Annotated in this window: 14 protein-coding genes; 7 read left to right on the top strand and 7 right to left on the bottom strand. The window is 43.2% G+C overall.

The window, feature by feature from the left end; genetic code table 11:
* Positions 1-27: 27 nt before the first annotated feature.
* From R3D86_14630 to R3D86_14610, 5 genes are all read left to right on the top strand, one after another.
* Positions 28-969 (top strand): aldo/keto reductase, encoded by a 942-nt coding sequence (locus R3D86_14630; GenBank protein ID MEZ5759453.1) that lies wholly within the window; start codon positions 28-30, stop codon positions 967-969.
* A gap of 98 nt (positions 970-1067) precedes the next feature.
* Positions 1068-2882 (top strand): aminodeoxychorismate synthase component I, encoded by a 1815-nt coding sequence (pabB, locus tag R3D86_14625; protein ID MEZ5759452.1) that lies wholly within the window; start codon positions 1068-1070, stop codon positions 2880-2882.
* 213 nt (positions 2883-3095) lie between these two features.
* Positions 3096-3809, top strand: a complete 714-nt coding sequence (locus tag R3D86_14620; GenBank protein MEZ5759451.1) for a ParA family protein — start codon at positions 3096-3098, stop codon at positions 3807-3809.
* Positions 3810-3823: 14 nt separating this feature from the next.
* Positions 3824-4354 (top strand): hypothetical protein, encoded by a 531-nt coding sequence (locus tag R3D86_14615; GenBank protein MEZ5759450.1) that lies wholly within the window; start codon positions 3824-3826, stop codon positions 4352-4354.
* 38 nt (positions 4355-4392) lie between these two features.
* Positions 4393-5844 carry a tetratricopeptide repeat protein gene (locus tag R3D86_14610; GenBank protein ID MEZ5759449.1) on the top strand — a complete coding sequence of 484 codons (1452 nt, stop codon included), beginning with the start codon at positions 4393-4395 and terminating at the stop codon, positions 5842-5844.
* A gap of 55 nt (positions 5845-5899) precedes the next feature.
* Here the strand turns inward: R3D86_14610 and ptsN are convergent, their stop codons facing one another.
* The 7 genes from ptsN to R3D86_14575 all read right to left on the bottom strand — a co-directional run bounded on the left by ptsN (position 5900) and on the right by R3D86_14575 (position 11603).
* Entirely contained in the window at positions 5900-6367 is a 468-nt protein-coding gene (ptsN, locus tag R3D86_14605) for a PTS IIA-like nitrogen regulatory protein PtsN (protein ID MEZ5759448.1), read from the bottom strand.
* Positions 6368-6394: 27 nt separating this feature from the next.
* Positions 6395-6976 carry a ribosome-associated translation inhibitor RaiA gene (gene raiA / locus R3D86_14600; protein ID MEZ5759447.1) on the bottom strand — a complete coding sequence of 194 codons (582 nt, stop codon included), beginning with the start codon at positions 6974-6976 and terminating at the stop codon, positions 6395-6397.
* Positions 6977-7190: 214 nt separating this feature from the next.
* On the bottom strand, positions 7191-8750 hold the full coding sequence (rpoN, locus tag R3D86_14595) for an RNA polymerase factor sigma-54 (protein MEZ5759446.1): 1560 nt from the start codon (positions 8748-8750) through the stop codon (positions 7191-7193).
* A 14-nt stretch (positions 8751-8764) separates the two neighbouring features.
* Complete coding sequence (gene lptB / locus R3D86_14590; protein ID MEZ5759445.1) at positions 8765-9538, bottom strand: LPS export ABC transporter ATP-binding protein; 774 nt, start codon at positions 9536-9538, stop codon at positions 8765-8767.
* Positions 9539-9617: 79 nt separating this feature from the next.
* On the bottom strand, positions 9618-10142 hold the full coding sequence (locus R3D86_14585; GenBank protein ID MEZ5759444.1) for an LptA/OstA family protein: 525 nt from the start codon (positions 10140-10142) through the stop codon (positions 9618-9620).
* On the bottom strand, positions 10139-10831 hold the full coding sequence (lptC, locus tag R3D86_14580; protein ID MEZ5759443.1) for an LPS export ABC transporter periplasmic protein LptC: 693 nt from the start codon (positions 10829-10831) through the stop codon (positions 10139-10141). Before lptC ends, R3D86_14585 begins: the two co-directional genes overlap by 4 nt.
* A gap of 157 nt (positions 10832-10988) precedes the next feature.
* Positions 10989-11603 carry a ribonuclease H-like domain-containing protein gene (locus R3D86_14575; GenBank protein ID MEZ5759442.1) on the bottom strand — a complete coding sequence of 205 codons (615 nt, stop codon included), beginning with the start codon at positions 11601-11603 and terminating at the stop codon, positions 10989-10991.
* Between the two features lie 154 nt (positions 11604-11757).
* Between R3D86_14575 and R3D86_14570 the strand changes: the two genes are divergently transcribed.
* Positions 11758-13035 carry a PQQ-dependent sugar dehydrogenase gene (locus R3D86_14570; GenBank protein ID MEZ5759441.1) on the top strand — a complete coding sequence of 426 codons (1278 nt, stop codon included), beginning with the start codon at positions 11758-11760 and terminating at the stop codon, positions 13033-13035.
* Between the two features lie 159 nt (positions 13036-13194).
* The gene (locus R3D86_14565; GenBank protein MEZ5759440.1) at positions 13195-14754 is read left to right on the top strand and encodes a sodium/sugar symporter; all 1560 of its coding nucleotides are present in this window, start codon (positions 13195-13197) and stop codon (positions 14752-14754) included.
* Positions 14755-14784: the final 30 nt, after the last annotated feature.

Genomic DNA, 14784 nt, shown 5'->3' with positions numbered 1-14784 from the left:
AACTGTTAAAAATATTGGGAGATATAAATGAACCATAAAGACCTAACGAGAAAAGAGTTTTTAAAATTAAGCGGGGCAGCTGTCGGAAGCGGCCTGCTGGCAGGCATGGGCCTTGGCAGAAGTGCTAATGCACAGGCGAATGAATTACTGCACCGCACCATCCATTCCACCGGTGAAAAAATACCGGCGGTTGGTCTTGGAACCGCGCTTGAATTTGGCGATTTAAGTGCAGATTTCAGTAAAAGAAAAGGCGCCATCGAAGCCCTGTTCCGTGAAGGGGGAACGGTGATTGACACGTCCCCGACCTATGCCGATGCTGAAAAAATAGTTGGTCGTGCCCTTGATGAACTTGGCGCTCGGGATAAATGTTTTCTGGCAACAAAAACCAGTATTTCTGGAAAGCAGGCCGGTATTGATCAGAACACCCAGTCCTTTGAAGATTTAAGAACCAACAGATTTGATCTGTTGCAGGTTCATAACCTACGTGATACCGAGGCCCATCTTGAAACAATTTATGGCCTTAAGGATGAGGGAAAAGTTCGCTATGCGGGGATCACTCATTTCAGGGAAAGTCAGAATGATGAAGCAGTGAAAGTGATTGAAACGCATAAGCTGGATTTCATGCAGTGCCAGTATAATCTGCTTGACCGATCAATTGAGGACCGTGTGCTTCCGGCCGCGCGTGAGCAGGGGGTAGCGGTCATGATCAATGTGCCATTTGCACGGGGTCGTTTGTTCGGGCCAACAGCCGGGAAAGGGCTGGCCATACCGGACTGGGCTAAAGAATTCGGTGTGGATAGCTGGGGCAAATTTTTCCTGAAATTTATTTTGGGCCATCCGGATATTACAGTCATCATTCCGGGCACGATAAATGATTATCATGTGGTTGATAATATTGGTGCCCTAAAAGGACGCCTTCCGACAGAAGCCGAACGTAAAAGAATGGTCAGTTTTATCGAAGACCTATAATTACGCTTTTCACAGGGCAGAAATAACACTATCTTCAGTTAAAGGCACAGCAGATCACTGTGCCTTTAATTATTATAAGACGTCAGACAAGGTTTTTAATGATGAGCGATAAACCGAAACTTTCATTATTTCTGGAAAATAATAGAGCCAGAAAAAATAATGAAGCCGCTTATATTTATGAAAACCCTATTGAGTTGATTGTCGCCAACCATCCTACAGAAATTGAAAATGCATTTGAACGGATTAAGCAATACCTGAAACAAAATTTTCATGTTGCGGGCTGGATCAGCTATGAAGCGGGTCTTTATATTGAAAAAAAACTAAGATCAAGGTTACCGGAAAATCTTAAAACACCCCTAATCTATATGGGTGTATATAAGAGCCGGAAAAAACTGGATGACCGGGATGCTGACTATTACTGGCAAACATATAAAGATGAAAATGGTTATGATATTGCCAATCTGCATTTAAGCCGGAGCCGTGAAAATTATCAGAAATCATTTGATCAGATCCGGAAATATTTAAATGCCGGAGACATTTATCAGGTCAATTTTACGCAAAAGGCCGAATTTGATTTTAAGGGGGATGCGAGAGCGCTTTATGCAACATTACGGGACGCACAGGCAGCTGAATATGCGGCCTTTATTGAAAGTGATATTTTGAGCGTTCTTTCCTTAAGCCCGGAACTGTTTATCAGAAAGAATGGGGGTAAACTGACCGCGAAACCGATGAAGGGAACCCATCGACGCGGACGCACAACTGAAGAGGATATAGACTTTTCAGAAGCTCTTAAAAGCAGCGAAAAAGAACGGGCGGAAAATTTAATGATCGTTGATCTGCTACGTAATGATCTTTCGAAATTTGCTGACAAGGGGTCAGTTGAGGTTGCTAAGCTTTTTGAGGTTGAGAAATACAGAACCCTTTTTACCATGACATCAACGGTCGAAGCGACAGTCGGTCCTGAGGTTTCGGCCCTTGACGTCATGACGTCAATTTTTCCATGCGGATCTGTGACCGGCGCACCAAAAATCAGGGCGCAGGAAATCATTAGTGAACTGGAAGACGGGGAAAGGGGAATTTACACAGGCGCCATCGGTTATTTTACGCCGGATAATGATATGTGTTTCAGCGTGCCGATCAGAACAGTTACGCTTGATAATAATGGCAGAGGAGAGCTTGGGATCGGCGGTGCAATCGTTGCCGATTCAGTGGCGCAATCGGAATATGACGAATGTTTGCTCAAAGCACAGTTTCTTACACATGATTATCCGTCCTTTGCGCTGATTGAAACAATGTCCTGGTCGGCTAAAGATGGATTTGGATTTTTATCAGAACATCTTCAAAGGCTTCATAGCTCGGCCAGTTATTTTTCTTTTTCATTTGATCCGGATGAAGCGGCTGCTTCGCTTAAAGAACACTGTGAATATATTTCCAATGCCCCGGATCAAAAATATAAAGTCCGCCTGCTACTTGCAAAATCCGGCACGATTTCCATCACATCGGAAAAGATAAAAATGATGGCAGATAATGTGGTGGCAACAGCTAAATTATCAGACCTGGTTATTGATAGCCAGGACCCTATTAGGTTTCATAAAACGACCCTACGAGGGCAATATGTATCGGAATATAATAAACACCATAAGGAACACGGTTGTTTTGATGTGATATTTACCAATGAGCGTGGTGAAGTAACAGAAGGCAGCTATACCAACATATTTATTGAAAAAGACGGTATATTTTTTACACCACCGGTTCAATGTGGTTTGTTAAGCGGTATATTAAGACATTCCCTACTAAAGTCAGATCCAAAGAAATATCAGGAAAAGATCTTATTTCCCAGTGACTTAACGGATGCAGATCATGTTTATTTATGCAATTCTGTTCGTGGCATGATTGCCGTTAAAATGACCTGAAGAGGGGCAAAATTTCATAAAATTATCTCGAAATTAATTAAATGTTTAACAATTAAATGTTTATTTTCAATGGGTTAATACCTTAATCATCCTTAACTATTTTACGATTTATTAAGATATATCAGGCATTATGCATTGGATGGGTGGTTTGGGCGAGTCTGTATATTCTCGCAATTTACCACATTTTAGTTAATTTGAACCGGGGTAAGATAAATGCGTGTATTAGCGGTAACATCTCAAAAAGGCGGGTCAGGAAAAACGACCTTAAGCGGACATTTGGCCGTGCAGGCAGAACTTTCTGGTGCCGGACCAGTTGTTTTGGTTGATACTGATCCGCAAGGCAGTTTGACAGCATGGTGGAATGAGCGTGAAGCGCCAACACCGGCCTTTGCCCAGACAAATGTTTCAAGGCTTCTTTCAGATCTGGATCAGCTGCGTGAGCAGGGCTTTAAACTGGCCATCATTGATACGCCACCGGCCATTACACTGGCTATTCAGAGTGTTATTGCCGTTTCCGACCTTATTATTATCCCGACCCGCCCGAGCCCGCATGACTTGCGCGCAGCGGGGGCGACAGTCGAACTAGCAGATAGAAGCGATAAGCCATTTATGTTTGTGCTTAACGCGGCCACTCCGAGAGCAAGAATTACCAGCGATGCGGCCATTGCCCTTTCGCAGCATGGAACAGTTTCGCCCGCCACTATTCACCAGAGAACGGATTTCGCATCAAGTATGATTGATGGCAGAACGGTTATGGAAATCAATCCGGACTCTAGGTCCTCCAAAGAGATAGCTGATTTATGGGAATATGTGAGCGACCGTCTTGAAAAGAATTTCAGAAGGATCGTGTTTCAGCATCAGGCGCAGCAGTTAAGACGCACACCGGTTCAGAATACAGGGTTTGGTCGCCGTCAGGCCGAAGGTTAAAAGAGGGTAGAGTTATGAGTTCAGTAAAAAAAGAAGCTAGACTTTCAGGATTACTCCTGGCGAGAAAAGGGACTGCCATACCGGCACATACGGATCATCGCCTGACGATACAGGCTTTAAATCCGGTTCAGCATCACCGCGTATTGTCCCATCCGACAGAAGATTTTTATACTGAAGAAGCTGATAGCAGCAAATTTGCTGAAGCGGTAAAGGAAATCAATAACGTCAAGAAAAGACAATATAATAATGTTGATTTTGATGAAGATGCGGCACCAAAAGCGTCAAAGGTGATAGCAAGAACCAATACCGGTCAGCAATCAGTTAAAATGAAAAATGACGAAGTTCCAGCCAGTCGTAAGGATGTAAGCGCTAAAAGGATTGCTATGACACTTCGCATGGAACAGGAAGATCATCTTAAACTCAGAATTTATGCGGCACATTCAAGAAAAAGCTGTCAGGAAATAATTTCTGCTGCTCTTGAAATGTATCTTAATGAAGACAAAAAAGTATGTGATTTGGGCGAGTGTAGTTGTCTTACGAATTAAAGAAAAAGAATGACAGATAAAGTCGAATGGAATTGAAAATGACACAACTCAACGAAGACAGAAAATTGACTGTAAGTATGAAGCAGAGGATCAAATATGATTCTCTTCTTGCTGTTGGATTAACGTTTTTGGTAACAGCGTGTTCCAGTGGAAATATAAATAATCAGGCCACAGCTGTTTATAAGCAAAGCGATAGTGAAACCCGTATGGAAGCGGTAGAGGCTGGTGTCGTAGATAACAGCTTTCTTGCCCTTGCCAATGAAATGGCCGAACAGGGTGATTATAACGCAGCAATTCCTCTTTATCGTCGCGCTCATAGCTATGAAAGCTCAAACATAGAACCGTTGATCGGATTAGGTGAAAGCCTGGCAGCGATCGGTCAGTATAATGAAGCCAATGAGACCTTCCAGAAAGCACTTGGCAAAAATGGCCAGAATATCAGAGCTCTTAAAGGTTTAGGATCCAGCTATCTTGCGCTTAACCGCCCAACACGCGCCTTGCCATTCTTGCAACAGGCAGTACGCGTCAACCCGCGTGATGTGGACGCGATGAGTTCTCTGGCCCTTGCCCTGGATATGCAGGGCCACCGTGCAGCTTCACTTGAAGTCTATAAAGACGGGCTTGCGGTTGATCCTGATAATCTGAAACTTCTGAATAACTATGGGTTATCGCTTGCATTGCAGTCACGCTACGACGAAGCGATTAACATTCTGAAACAGGCCGCACAACATAAGGATGCGGGTGCTGCAAACCGTCAGAATTTGGCGATGGCTTATGCACTTTCTGGAAATGAAATTATGTCTTCTCGACTTCTTTCCATTGACAGTGGACCTGATATTGCTGCTGAAAACCTCCATTATTATCGGATGCTGAGCAATCTTCCTACGGATGACCGGTTTGATTCAGTACTTAATCAGTCTCCAAGTGATATGACCGATAAGACCAAAGCGGCAAACGAAGTTTATAATGACGACGATAATCAGCTGACCAAAGCCATTACGGTTGCACGGCTGACAGAAGTGCCACCGGAACCTGTTGCTGTTGTTGAACCGGAGCCGGAACCAGCAGTGGTTGAGCAGGCAGCAGACGATGATGGTGTTCCCGCCCTTTTAGGCCCTGAAGGATGGGCATTACAGATTGCAGCTTACCGGACAAAAGAAGAGTTGCGCCCGGGCTGGGAAAAACTGAAAGCAAAATATTTTGACATTATCGGTGGGCTGGAACCACGCCGTTCAGAAATTGATTTCGGTAATCGTGATACGCAGCCAACCGGATATTTTTATCGTCTGAATGCTGGCCCGCTTACCAGCTATGAGGAAGCCCGTGATGCCTGTAAGAAAATACAGGAACTGGGTACTGATTGCTGGGTTCGTCCACCTGAGGTTACCGAAGGTGAAATTCCTGAATCTGAAAAAGATAAAAAACTGGCAGAGCAGTTTAAATACAGGGATGAACTCCCGCCCCAGCAGGATGATGGGGAAACGCTTTAAATTCCAGCTTGATAGATTTAATGAACACTCCGTAATGTCATTACGGAGTGTTTTTTTATGCGGCTTTGTTCGTGCTGGCTGCTGAAGTCAGAATGGCATATATTGCATCGGCACTATCAGTGCCGCGCAATTTTTCACAAACAGACTGGTCGCGAAGTACGCGTGAGACCTTAGCGAGGGCTTTCAGGTGGTCGGCTCCTGCCTGTTCAGGAACAAGCAGGAGAAAGACAAGATCAACCGGCTGATCGTCAAGGGCGTCAAAATTTACCGGTTTTTCCAGTTTGGCAAAAATTCCGATAATTTGGTCAAGATCCGGAAAGCGGCCATGCGGGATGGCGACACCGTGCCCGACACCTGTAGAACCAAGTCGCTCTCGTTCCATAAGAACGTTGGCGATCTCATAAACTGGTTTGCCGATTTTATCTTTTGCAATATTCCCAAGTTCCTGCAACAATTGTTTTTTGCTGGATGCTTTCAGATTAGGAAATATCCGGTCCAAATTAATCAAATTTGAAATGTCCATTAAGATTAAGGTCTCTTATTATTTTTATTATGATAATTTAGGATCAATCCATCCAATATTGCCGTCCGGTCTTCTATAGACGACATTGATGCCGCCATGACCGCTGTTACGGAACATTAATGTCTGAAGGTCACCAAGGTCAAGTCTCATAACAGCATCACTTACTGTAACTTCCGGAATTTCCATATCCATTTCGGCGACAATAACCGGCATGCTGTCTTCTTCTTCGAGTTCTTTATTTTCAGAGACATCAAACACATTATAGCTCGCTTTATAGACCGCATTCATTTCTTCCTTGGCTTTACTGCGTTCTTTATGGTGATTTGTAATACGTCTTTTATAACGGCGTAAACGGGTTTCCAATTTGTCAGCAGCAGTGTCAAAAGCGGCGTATATTTCCGTTTCTTCTGCACTAGACTGCAGATAAATACCGTGACCGATATGGATTTTACAATCCGCACGGAATAAATGAGCATTTTTAGAAAGGGTCACATCCCCTTCAATTGAATGACTGAAATATTTTTTTACACTGCCTTCAAGCCGTGATTGAACATGTTCCTGCAATGAAGCGCCAACATCAAGTTGTTTTCCAGTAACCGTAATTCTCATTTTAATTCTTATCCTATCTCAGATAGCTTAAATATTGAACGTGCTGATGACAGCACCGATATTAAGGTCGCGGAACTTAGTGATATGTGACCTGTCTGTCAAGCTTTCACGAAATACCCGCATATTTAATATATCATATTTACCTATGATTATTGTTGTTTCCAGTCCGGTTGAGAAAAAACGCTATCTGTAAATTCTTTCTCTTGGCTTAAAATTAAAGGACCGGATTCTTCATTCTTCTTCTAATAATTGAAGACGGGATTTCTAGGGATTCTCTGTATTTTGCCACGGTTCTCCTTGCAATATCAATGCCTTCGCCCCTAATAATCTCTACGAGTTTATCATCCGATAAAATTTTCTTAGGGTCTTCGTCATCGATCAGTTGTTTAATTTTATATTTAATGGATTTGGATGAATACTGATTATCACTGTCCAGTGATCCGATCGCGTTGGTGAAGAAGAATTTCATTTCAAAAATCCCTCTTGGTGTCGAGATATACTTGTTGGCTGTAACCCGACTCACTGTACTTTCATGCATTTCAATCGCATCGGCAATCGTTTTCAAATTGATCGGTGCAAGATACTGGATGCCATCATCCAGGAATTTCTTTTGCAGCTTAACCAGCTCACTGGATACTTTAAGGATGGTCCGTGCTCTTTGATCCAGGGCCCTGACGAGCCAGTTAGCCTTTGCAACGCATTCGTCAATATACTCTTTGTCTTTTTTGCTGGTTGCTTTTTCACCTATTTCATTCAGGTAACGATTATTCATTAAGACTTTTGGCAGACTGTCATTATTAAGTTCTACCGCCCAGGTGCCCTTGGGGGTCTTTTTGACATAAACATCCGGGACAACCGTATAGACAATATCTTCACCATATTCGAGGCCGGGCTTAGGATTTAACGCTTTGATTTCCTCGACCATATCAAGAAAGTCTTCCTTGCTAACCCTACAAAGTCTTCTCAGTTCATTAAATTTACGGTCGCCCAGCATTTCAAGATTATCAAGAAAAATGGCCATGGCCGGATCATATCGATCAGCCTGGATTTGTTGGATTTTAAGGCATTCGCCAAGGCTTCTGGCAAAGACACCAAGCGGTTCCATAGTCTGGGCAATTTCAAAGATGCGATTGACGTCCTCAACACTGCATCCACAGCGATCGGCAATCAGGGTTGTCTCTTCATTAATATAACCGGCTTCATCCATCAGCCCGATAAGATACTGGATAATAACCTTTTCATAGGGCTGTGCCTGTAAAAGAGCGAGTTGATCTTCAAGATGGGCTTTAAGTGAAAGAACGGTGGATTGTTTTTGTTCAGCAGAACTTTCGGTAAAATCAAAACTTCCGACACCACCTGTGATCATATTACTGCCATTTAGACCCAGATTTTCATTAGGCATTGTACCAATATTATCAGAAAAACTGTTATCGTCATACAGTTCGCTATAATCAGTATCCAGTGGTGAATCGTCCTGTGTATTAACCTGGGTTGTTTCATTCAAATAATCGTCAGATGACTTTTGTGATATATCTATTTCGGAGCTGTTTTTTTCATCATTGCGCTCACTATCGCCATTATTGGCTGATCTGCGATCATCTTCGCCGTCGGAATTTTCGCCATATTCCAGTAGAGGATTTTGTGCGACTTCCTCAGCGACAAATTCAACAAGTTCAGCGCTTGAAAGCTGCAGCATTTTGATAGCCTGCTGCAGCTGCGGTGTCAGCACCAGAGATTGAGATTGTTTTATGTCAAGGCGAGGCGTTAATGCCATTTATACTTTTCCCATTACAAACTGAAATTTTCACCAAGATATACGCGTTTCACATCTTCGTTCTCTACAATTTCCTCCGGTGTTCCGGACATGAGAACCTGTCCGTCATGAATAATATAGGCACGGTCAATAATATCGAGAGTTTCTCTGACGTTATGATCTGTAATCAAAACGCCGATATCCCTGTCTTTCAGGTGAGAGACAAGATTTCGGATATCGGCAATGGCAATAGGGTCAATACCGGCAAATGGTTCATCAAGCAGCATATATGATGGACCTGATGCAAGGGCACGGGCTATCTCGGCTCTTCTGCGTTCACCGCCGGAAAGGGCCAGTGCAGGGGATTGTCTTATATGCTGAATGGCAAATTCATCAAGCAGGCTTTCAAGGGCTTCGGCCCGTTTGGTCGGATTGTGCTCACAGATTTCCAGGACGGACCAGATATTTTCTTCTACGGTCATACCACGAAAAATAGATGATTCCTGCGGAAGGTAGCCAATGCCAAGCCGGGCGCGTCTGTACATTGGCATATGTGTAATATCATGACCGTCAAGAAGAATTCGGCCACTGTCCGGCTTAACCAACCCTACCATAGTGTAGAAGCTTGTCGTTTTCCCGGCACCATTAGGGCCCAGAAGGCCGATCACTTCCCCTTTTTTGATCTGCATGGAAATACCGCGAAGAACTGTTTTTTTTCGGTATTTTTTCTCTACCGCGTCAACAACAAGTCCTTCATCTAATGAGGTTGGATGATGATCCGTTGGTGAGAGCTGTATTATTTTTTCCATCTTTTTATTTTACTCTAAAAGTGATTAACAATAAGTAATTTTTTTCTCGTTATTTCTATTACTATCAATCGCTTACTTGTTAGTTTTTTGGTGGTGTAAATTGTCCGGTTACGCGGTCTGGGCTTCCCTCTACACGTCCACCATCCATTGTTATTTGTCCTGTGGTCAGATTGACCTGCAGGCGGGGACTTTTAATTTGTCCGTCCGAATTATTAAATTCTACATTGCCACCAAGTGTAATGATTTTTTCCGTGAAGTCATAAACACCCCATGTGCTTTTTATGGTTTCAGTTGGTGATGTCAGTGTCACATTGCCGGATGCATCAAGTCTTGAAATCGACGATGAATTATTTTCATCACGCTCTCCCTGATAAAATACGGTGATACGGTCGGACACCAGTGACATATCATCCTGGGTGACCACAACATTGCCGCTAAAAAGAGCAATATTTTCCTTTTGTTTGACTTCAAGCCTGTCGGCACTGATATCAACAGGGTTTTCTACCTCGTGATTTTTTAAGGATGATATCTGCGCCTGAGCAGACATACATAAGCAACTGAAAGCGAGCAAATTAATGCTGACAATATTTCTGAGGCCGATCAATTATTTATTCCTTTTGTGTTTGTTTGTTCGTTCGATGCAAAAATATTCATAGGTTTATTCGGATCGAAACTGATTTTTACATTTCCGCTTAAGGTAATGACCTCATCCTGAATATCCGCTTTAAAGTTATTTGCATTAAAATGACCGAATGGAGCAATGCCGGATACGCCGTTCCGACCAGATGCAATTTTATCCCCAATCAGAAAAGTCGCTTCTGTCGCACGAAGCTGGAACCCTGTTTCAGAGGTAATGGTTATTTCACCGCCAAGATCCATAATCTGGGTTCCGGTGTTCAGCGTTCCATTCTGAGCAAGTATTTCGATACCTTCACCGGAAGGGAGTGACATCTGCGCATCCAGGTTCGTAAAGAAATAATTGGTTTCACCATTTTCTTCACGTGTTGCGGATTCTGCTGAAATGTTTACAGGGTTGTTATGGCTGTCAATATCAACATAACTTGGTTTAATCAGTTTTGCTTTTTCATCACGTTCCGGCAGTTTGTCAATGGCCAGTGTAAAGCTGTTTTCACGGGAAGCCAGAATAGGAAAAAGAACAAGACACAGAAATGCGAGCAACGTTAGGATCGGGATCATTTTCTTCAGCTGACTGGCACGATTGATCTGACGTTCATTTTCATCGAACGTCACATTTTCGTGTGTTTCTAAATAATGATCAGGCTGTGTATTCACTATATTTATTTCCAATATTGCTTCCATAACCCATTAGATATCACCTTGCTAAAATGCAAACGTGGCAAAATAATGAAATAGCCTATGACTATAGTTTAAATGTAGTGCTTTCGCATGAATGCTTCAAGTTAAAAGGCACGATTTTTGCATGGAAATTTTAGCTATGAGCAAAAATATCAGTTTCCTGCCAGCCGGCAAGATCAAGTTCACATCGAGTCGGTAAAAAATCGAAACATTTCTGAGCAAGACTGGCCCGTCCGCTGCTATCCAGCATGTTGTTTAAAATATTCATTAGATCATGCAGGTGATAAACATCTGTCGCCGCATATTCAAGCTGTGCCTGGCTTAGTTCAGTACTTCCCCAATTGGAACTTTGCTGCTTTTTGGAAATATCAATATTCAAAAGTTCATTCAGTAAATCTTTAAGGCCATGACGGTCAGTATAGGTGCGGACAAGTTTAGAGGCAATTTTTGTACAATAAATGGGCGCGACATCTGCATTAAGATATTTTTTCAGAACAGCAACATCAAAACGTGCAAAATGGAAAATTTTTATAATATCAGGATTTTCAAGCAGTTTTTTCAAATTTGGTGCTTCGGTCTGCCCATCGGCAATCTGTATGATATGGGCATTGCCATCCCCCGCTGAAAGCTGAACAAGGCAAAGTCTGTCACGATTGGGATTAAGGCCCATGGTTTCAGTATCGATGGCAACTGAGCCAGAAAATTTAACGTTGTCGTTAAGATCACCTTTATGGAAAGTTATAGTCATTCTTTATCCCGTATTTTTATGAACTTCCTATTTATAACGCATTCACAATAATTTAGAAATAAATAGTTGAACAGCGCAGGATCATTGCTAATCGGATTGATTTGGAAAATGTCTTCTTCTATACTCTGCCGACATAAACCCATGGGAGAGACTAATGAAATTAAAAAAAGGAATTGGCGCCGTATTAACGGGCCTTGTTATGGTAGCGACATCATCGATGTCTACTTCAGCACAACAGGTATCTGAAGGAACGCAGGCAGTCCCGCCACTGTTTGCGGGGCAAACAAGAGCGCCTCTCGCCAGTAAAAGTGCTCCATTTGTTGTCAGCGATTTTGTTGCCGGATTAAATCACCCATGGGCAATGGCCCATATGCCAAACGGCAAAATGATTGTTACAGAGGTACCAGGAAGACTGAGAATTATAACACCTGATGGAAAAGTTTCAAAACCGGTAACCGGCATGCCTGCTGTTCGTGCCTGGGGATCACGAGGATTAAATGAAATAATCCTTGATCCAGATTTTGCAAATAATCGTATGATTTATTTCAGCTATCTGGCGGCACCCGACGGGGTTAAAAGTGACAATTCCGATGCGGCCTATAAAAAATTTGCGGAAGAATGGCAAGCCTGGAATAAGCTTTCCAGAGAAGAGCAGTCAGCAAATCCATGGGGGATATGGCGCGTTGCTAGTGCAAAGCTTTCTGCTGATGAAAAAAGTATTTCTGACCTTAAAGTGCTGATTGAAACAACGCCAAGTCGTATGATGTTTGATGATAGTGGTAAACTTCTTATTTCCACTCAGAGGAAAAGCCCGATGGGCGAACCCAACCTGAAAAGCACTTTTGGTATGATCCTGCGACTTAACAAGGATGGATCAGTGCCAAATGATAATCCGTTCGTTGGTAATCCTGATGTCAATGACATGGCTTATGCAATTGGTCTGCGCAACACTATGGGACTGGCTAAAAACCCCGAGACAGGGGATATTTGGGCCGGGGATATGGGGGGCGATGGCGGTGATGAAATCAACGTCGTCTGTGCGGGCTGTGATTATGGCTGGCCTTATGTTTCCTATGGTCGTATGGGTGGAACAAAACCTGTGGGTACCGGTTATACGACAAAGCCAGGAACAGTTCAGCCTATTTATTACTGGAGCCCCGTCGCTATAGCGCAGTCATCGATGATTTTTTATACCGGTGATATGTTCCCGGAGTGGAAAGGAAACCTGCTTCTGACAGGCTTATCATCAATGCATTTGGCAAGGCTGGTTCTGGCTGGTGATCATATCATCGGCGAAGAAAGACTGCTTGATGAACCTGGCCACAGATTACGTCATGTAAGCGAAGGCCCTGACGGTGCAGTATATGTCATTCAGGATATGCCAAATCCAAAAATTCTGAAGCTGACAGCACCCAAGCCGGCAAATAACTAGGCAATAAGTAATATTGTAAAAAATTTAAACACCCCGTGAGCCAGACTTATGGGGTGTTTTTTATATTCTTGAGATAGCCGAATATTTTTTATTGGCAAGACCAATATATTACGAGTAAGCTAAATTTAAAAATACAGCATAAATAAAAGGGGATGGGAGATGAGGCTGACAGGAGTCGATATCGGCATTTTTGTAGCCTATGTGGTTGGGCTTATCCTGATCGCTAGTCTGGTTTCGCGTGAAAAGGCGGGACATGAAAAAGATACCAAAGATTATTTTCTGGCCGGAAATACGCTGACTTGGTGGGCGATCGGTGCTTCGCTTATTGCTGCCAACATTTCAGCGGAACAAATCATTGGAATGTCCGGTTCCGGTTATGCCGTTGGACTGGGAATCGCCTCCTATGAATGGATTGCGGCAATTATTCTGATGATTGTGGGAAAATATTTTCTGCCGATCTTTTTAAAATATGGCATCTATACCATGCCACAATATCTGGAAAAGCGATATAACCATAATGTGAGACTGGTGCTCGCCATATTCTGGATTGGGGTCTATATTTTCGTTAACCTGACATCGGTACTGTGGCTTGGCGCTCTCGCCATTAATACGGTAGCCGGCGTTGATCTTGTATATGGTCTTGTTTTTCTTGGTGCATTTGCCGCGGCATATTCCTTATATGGCGGGCTAAAGGCCGTTGCCTTTACCGATATTATTCAGGTCGTGCTTCTGATCATCGGCGGTCTTTATCTGTCCTATCTTACTCTGAATATGATCAGTGATGGGGACGGGGTGATTTCAGGGTTTATAACCCTGACAGAAAAGGCACCGGAAAAGTTTGATATGATCCTGTCGCCGGATAATCCGTATTATAAAGATCTTCCCGGCATTACCGCATTGATCGGCGCCGTCTGGGTTCTGCATTTTGCCTATTGGGGATTTAACCAATATATTATTCAGCGGGCTCTAGCGGCCAAAAGCATTCAGGAGGCACAAAAAGGGATTGCTTTTGCTGCCATTCTTAAACTCATCACGCCGATTATAGTGGTGCTTCCCGGCATTGCTGCTGTCGTTATAAAACCGGGACTTGAGACGCCTGATCAGGCCTATCCCCAGCTGATGACATTAATGCCTCCAGGGATGATGGGACTTGTTTTTGCGGCACTGGTGGCGGCGATTGTTTCATCGCTCGGTTCAATGACCAATAGTATATCGACCATCTTTACGATGGATATCTATAGTTATTATAAGCCAGGAAAAACTCAGCATCATTATGTAAAAGTGGGCCGAATTGTCAGCTTTTCATCGCTTATTATCGCTATGATCTGTGCCAAGCCGCTTCTGGGTAATTTTGATCAGGCCTTTCAGTATATACAGGAATTTACCAGCTTCTTTACCCCCGGGATTGTCATCATCTTTTTCCTCGGTATGTTCTGGAGCAGGATGACACCAACGGCGGCTCTTGCAGCAGCAATCGGCTCATTTGTCACATCGCTTGGTTTTAAAATTTTCTGGCCTTCTTTGCCGTTTCTTGATCGGATGAATTTTATTTTTGTGATTTGTCTCGCTCTTGCCGTAGGAACTTCCCTTCTGGTCAAAGAGGAAAGTGTGCATGTTCATAAAATTGAAAAGGCGGATTTCCATACGACAACGGGCTATAATCTTGTTGCGCTCGCAATTTTCATGGTATTGACAGCCATATACTATACCTGGTGGTAAGGGCCTTTCGAATTTTTGGACTTAGGAATA

Source organism: Emcibacteraceae bacterium, from assembly GCA_041396985.1.
Lineage (GTDB): Bacteria > Pseudomonadota > Alphaproteobacteria > Sphingomonadales > Emcibacteraceae > Pseudemcibacter.
Note: the sequence above shows the minus strand (reverse complement) of the source record. Positions and strands in the feature narration are given on the sequence as shown.

Excerpts from the sequence above, each read along its gene's own strand:
- R3D86_14630 (MEZ5759453.1), top strand. The coding sequence starts at position 28 with ATGAACCATAAAGACCTAACGAGAAAAGAGTTTTTAAAATTAAGCGGG.
- pabB (MEZ5759452.1), top strand. The coding sequence starts at position 1,068 with ATGATGAGCGATAAACCGAAACTTTCATTATTTCTGGAAAATAATAGA.
- R3D86_14620 (MEZ5759451.1), top strand. The coding sequence starts at position 3,096 with ATGCGTGTATTAGCGGTAACATCTCAAAAAGGCGGGTCAGGAAAAACG.
- R3D86_14615 (MEZ5759450.1), top strand. The coding sequence starts at position 3,824 with ATGAGTTCAGTAAAAAAAGAAGCTAGACTTTCAGGATTACTCCTGGCG.
- R3D86_14610 (MEZ5759449.1), top strand. The coding sequence starts at position 4,393 with ATGACACAACTCAACGAAGACAGAAAATTGACTGTAAGTATGAAGCAG.
- ptsN (MEZ5759448.1), bottom strand. The coding sequence starts at position 6,367 with ATGGACATTTCAAATTTGATTAATTTGGACCGGATATTTCCTAATCTG.
- raiA (MEZ5759447.1), bottom strand. The coding sequence starts at position 6,976 with ATGAGAATTACGGTTACTGGAAAACAACTTGATGTTGGCGCTTCATTG.
- rpoN (MEZ5759446.1), bottom strand. The coding sequence starts at position 8,750 with ATGGCATTAACGCCTCGCCTTGACATAAAACAATCTCAATCTCTGGTG.
- lptB (MEZ5759445.1), bottom strand. The coding sequence starts at position 9,538 with ATGGAAAAAATAATACAGCTCTCACCAACGGATCATCATCCAACCTCA.
- R3D86_14575 (MEZ5759442.1), bottom strand. The coding sequence starts at position 11,603 with ATGACTATAACTTTCCATAAAGGTGATCTTAACGACAACGTTAAATTT.
- R3D86_14570 (MEZ5759441.1), top strand. The coding sequence starts at position 11,758 with ATGAAATTAAAAAAAGGAATTGGCGCCGTATTAACGGGCCTTGTTATG.
- R3D86_14565 (MEZ5759440.1), top strand. The coding sequence starts at position 13,195 with ATGAGGCTGACAGGAGTCGATATCGGCATTTTTGTAGCCTATGTGGTT.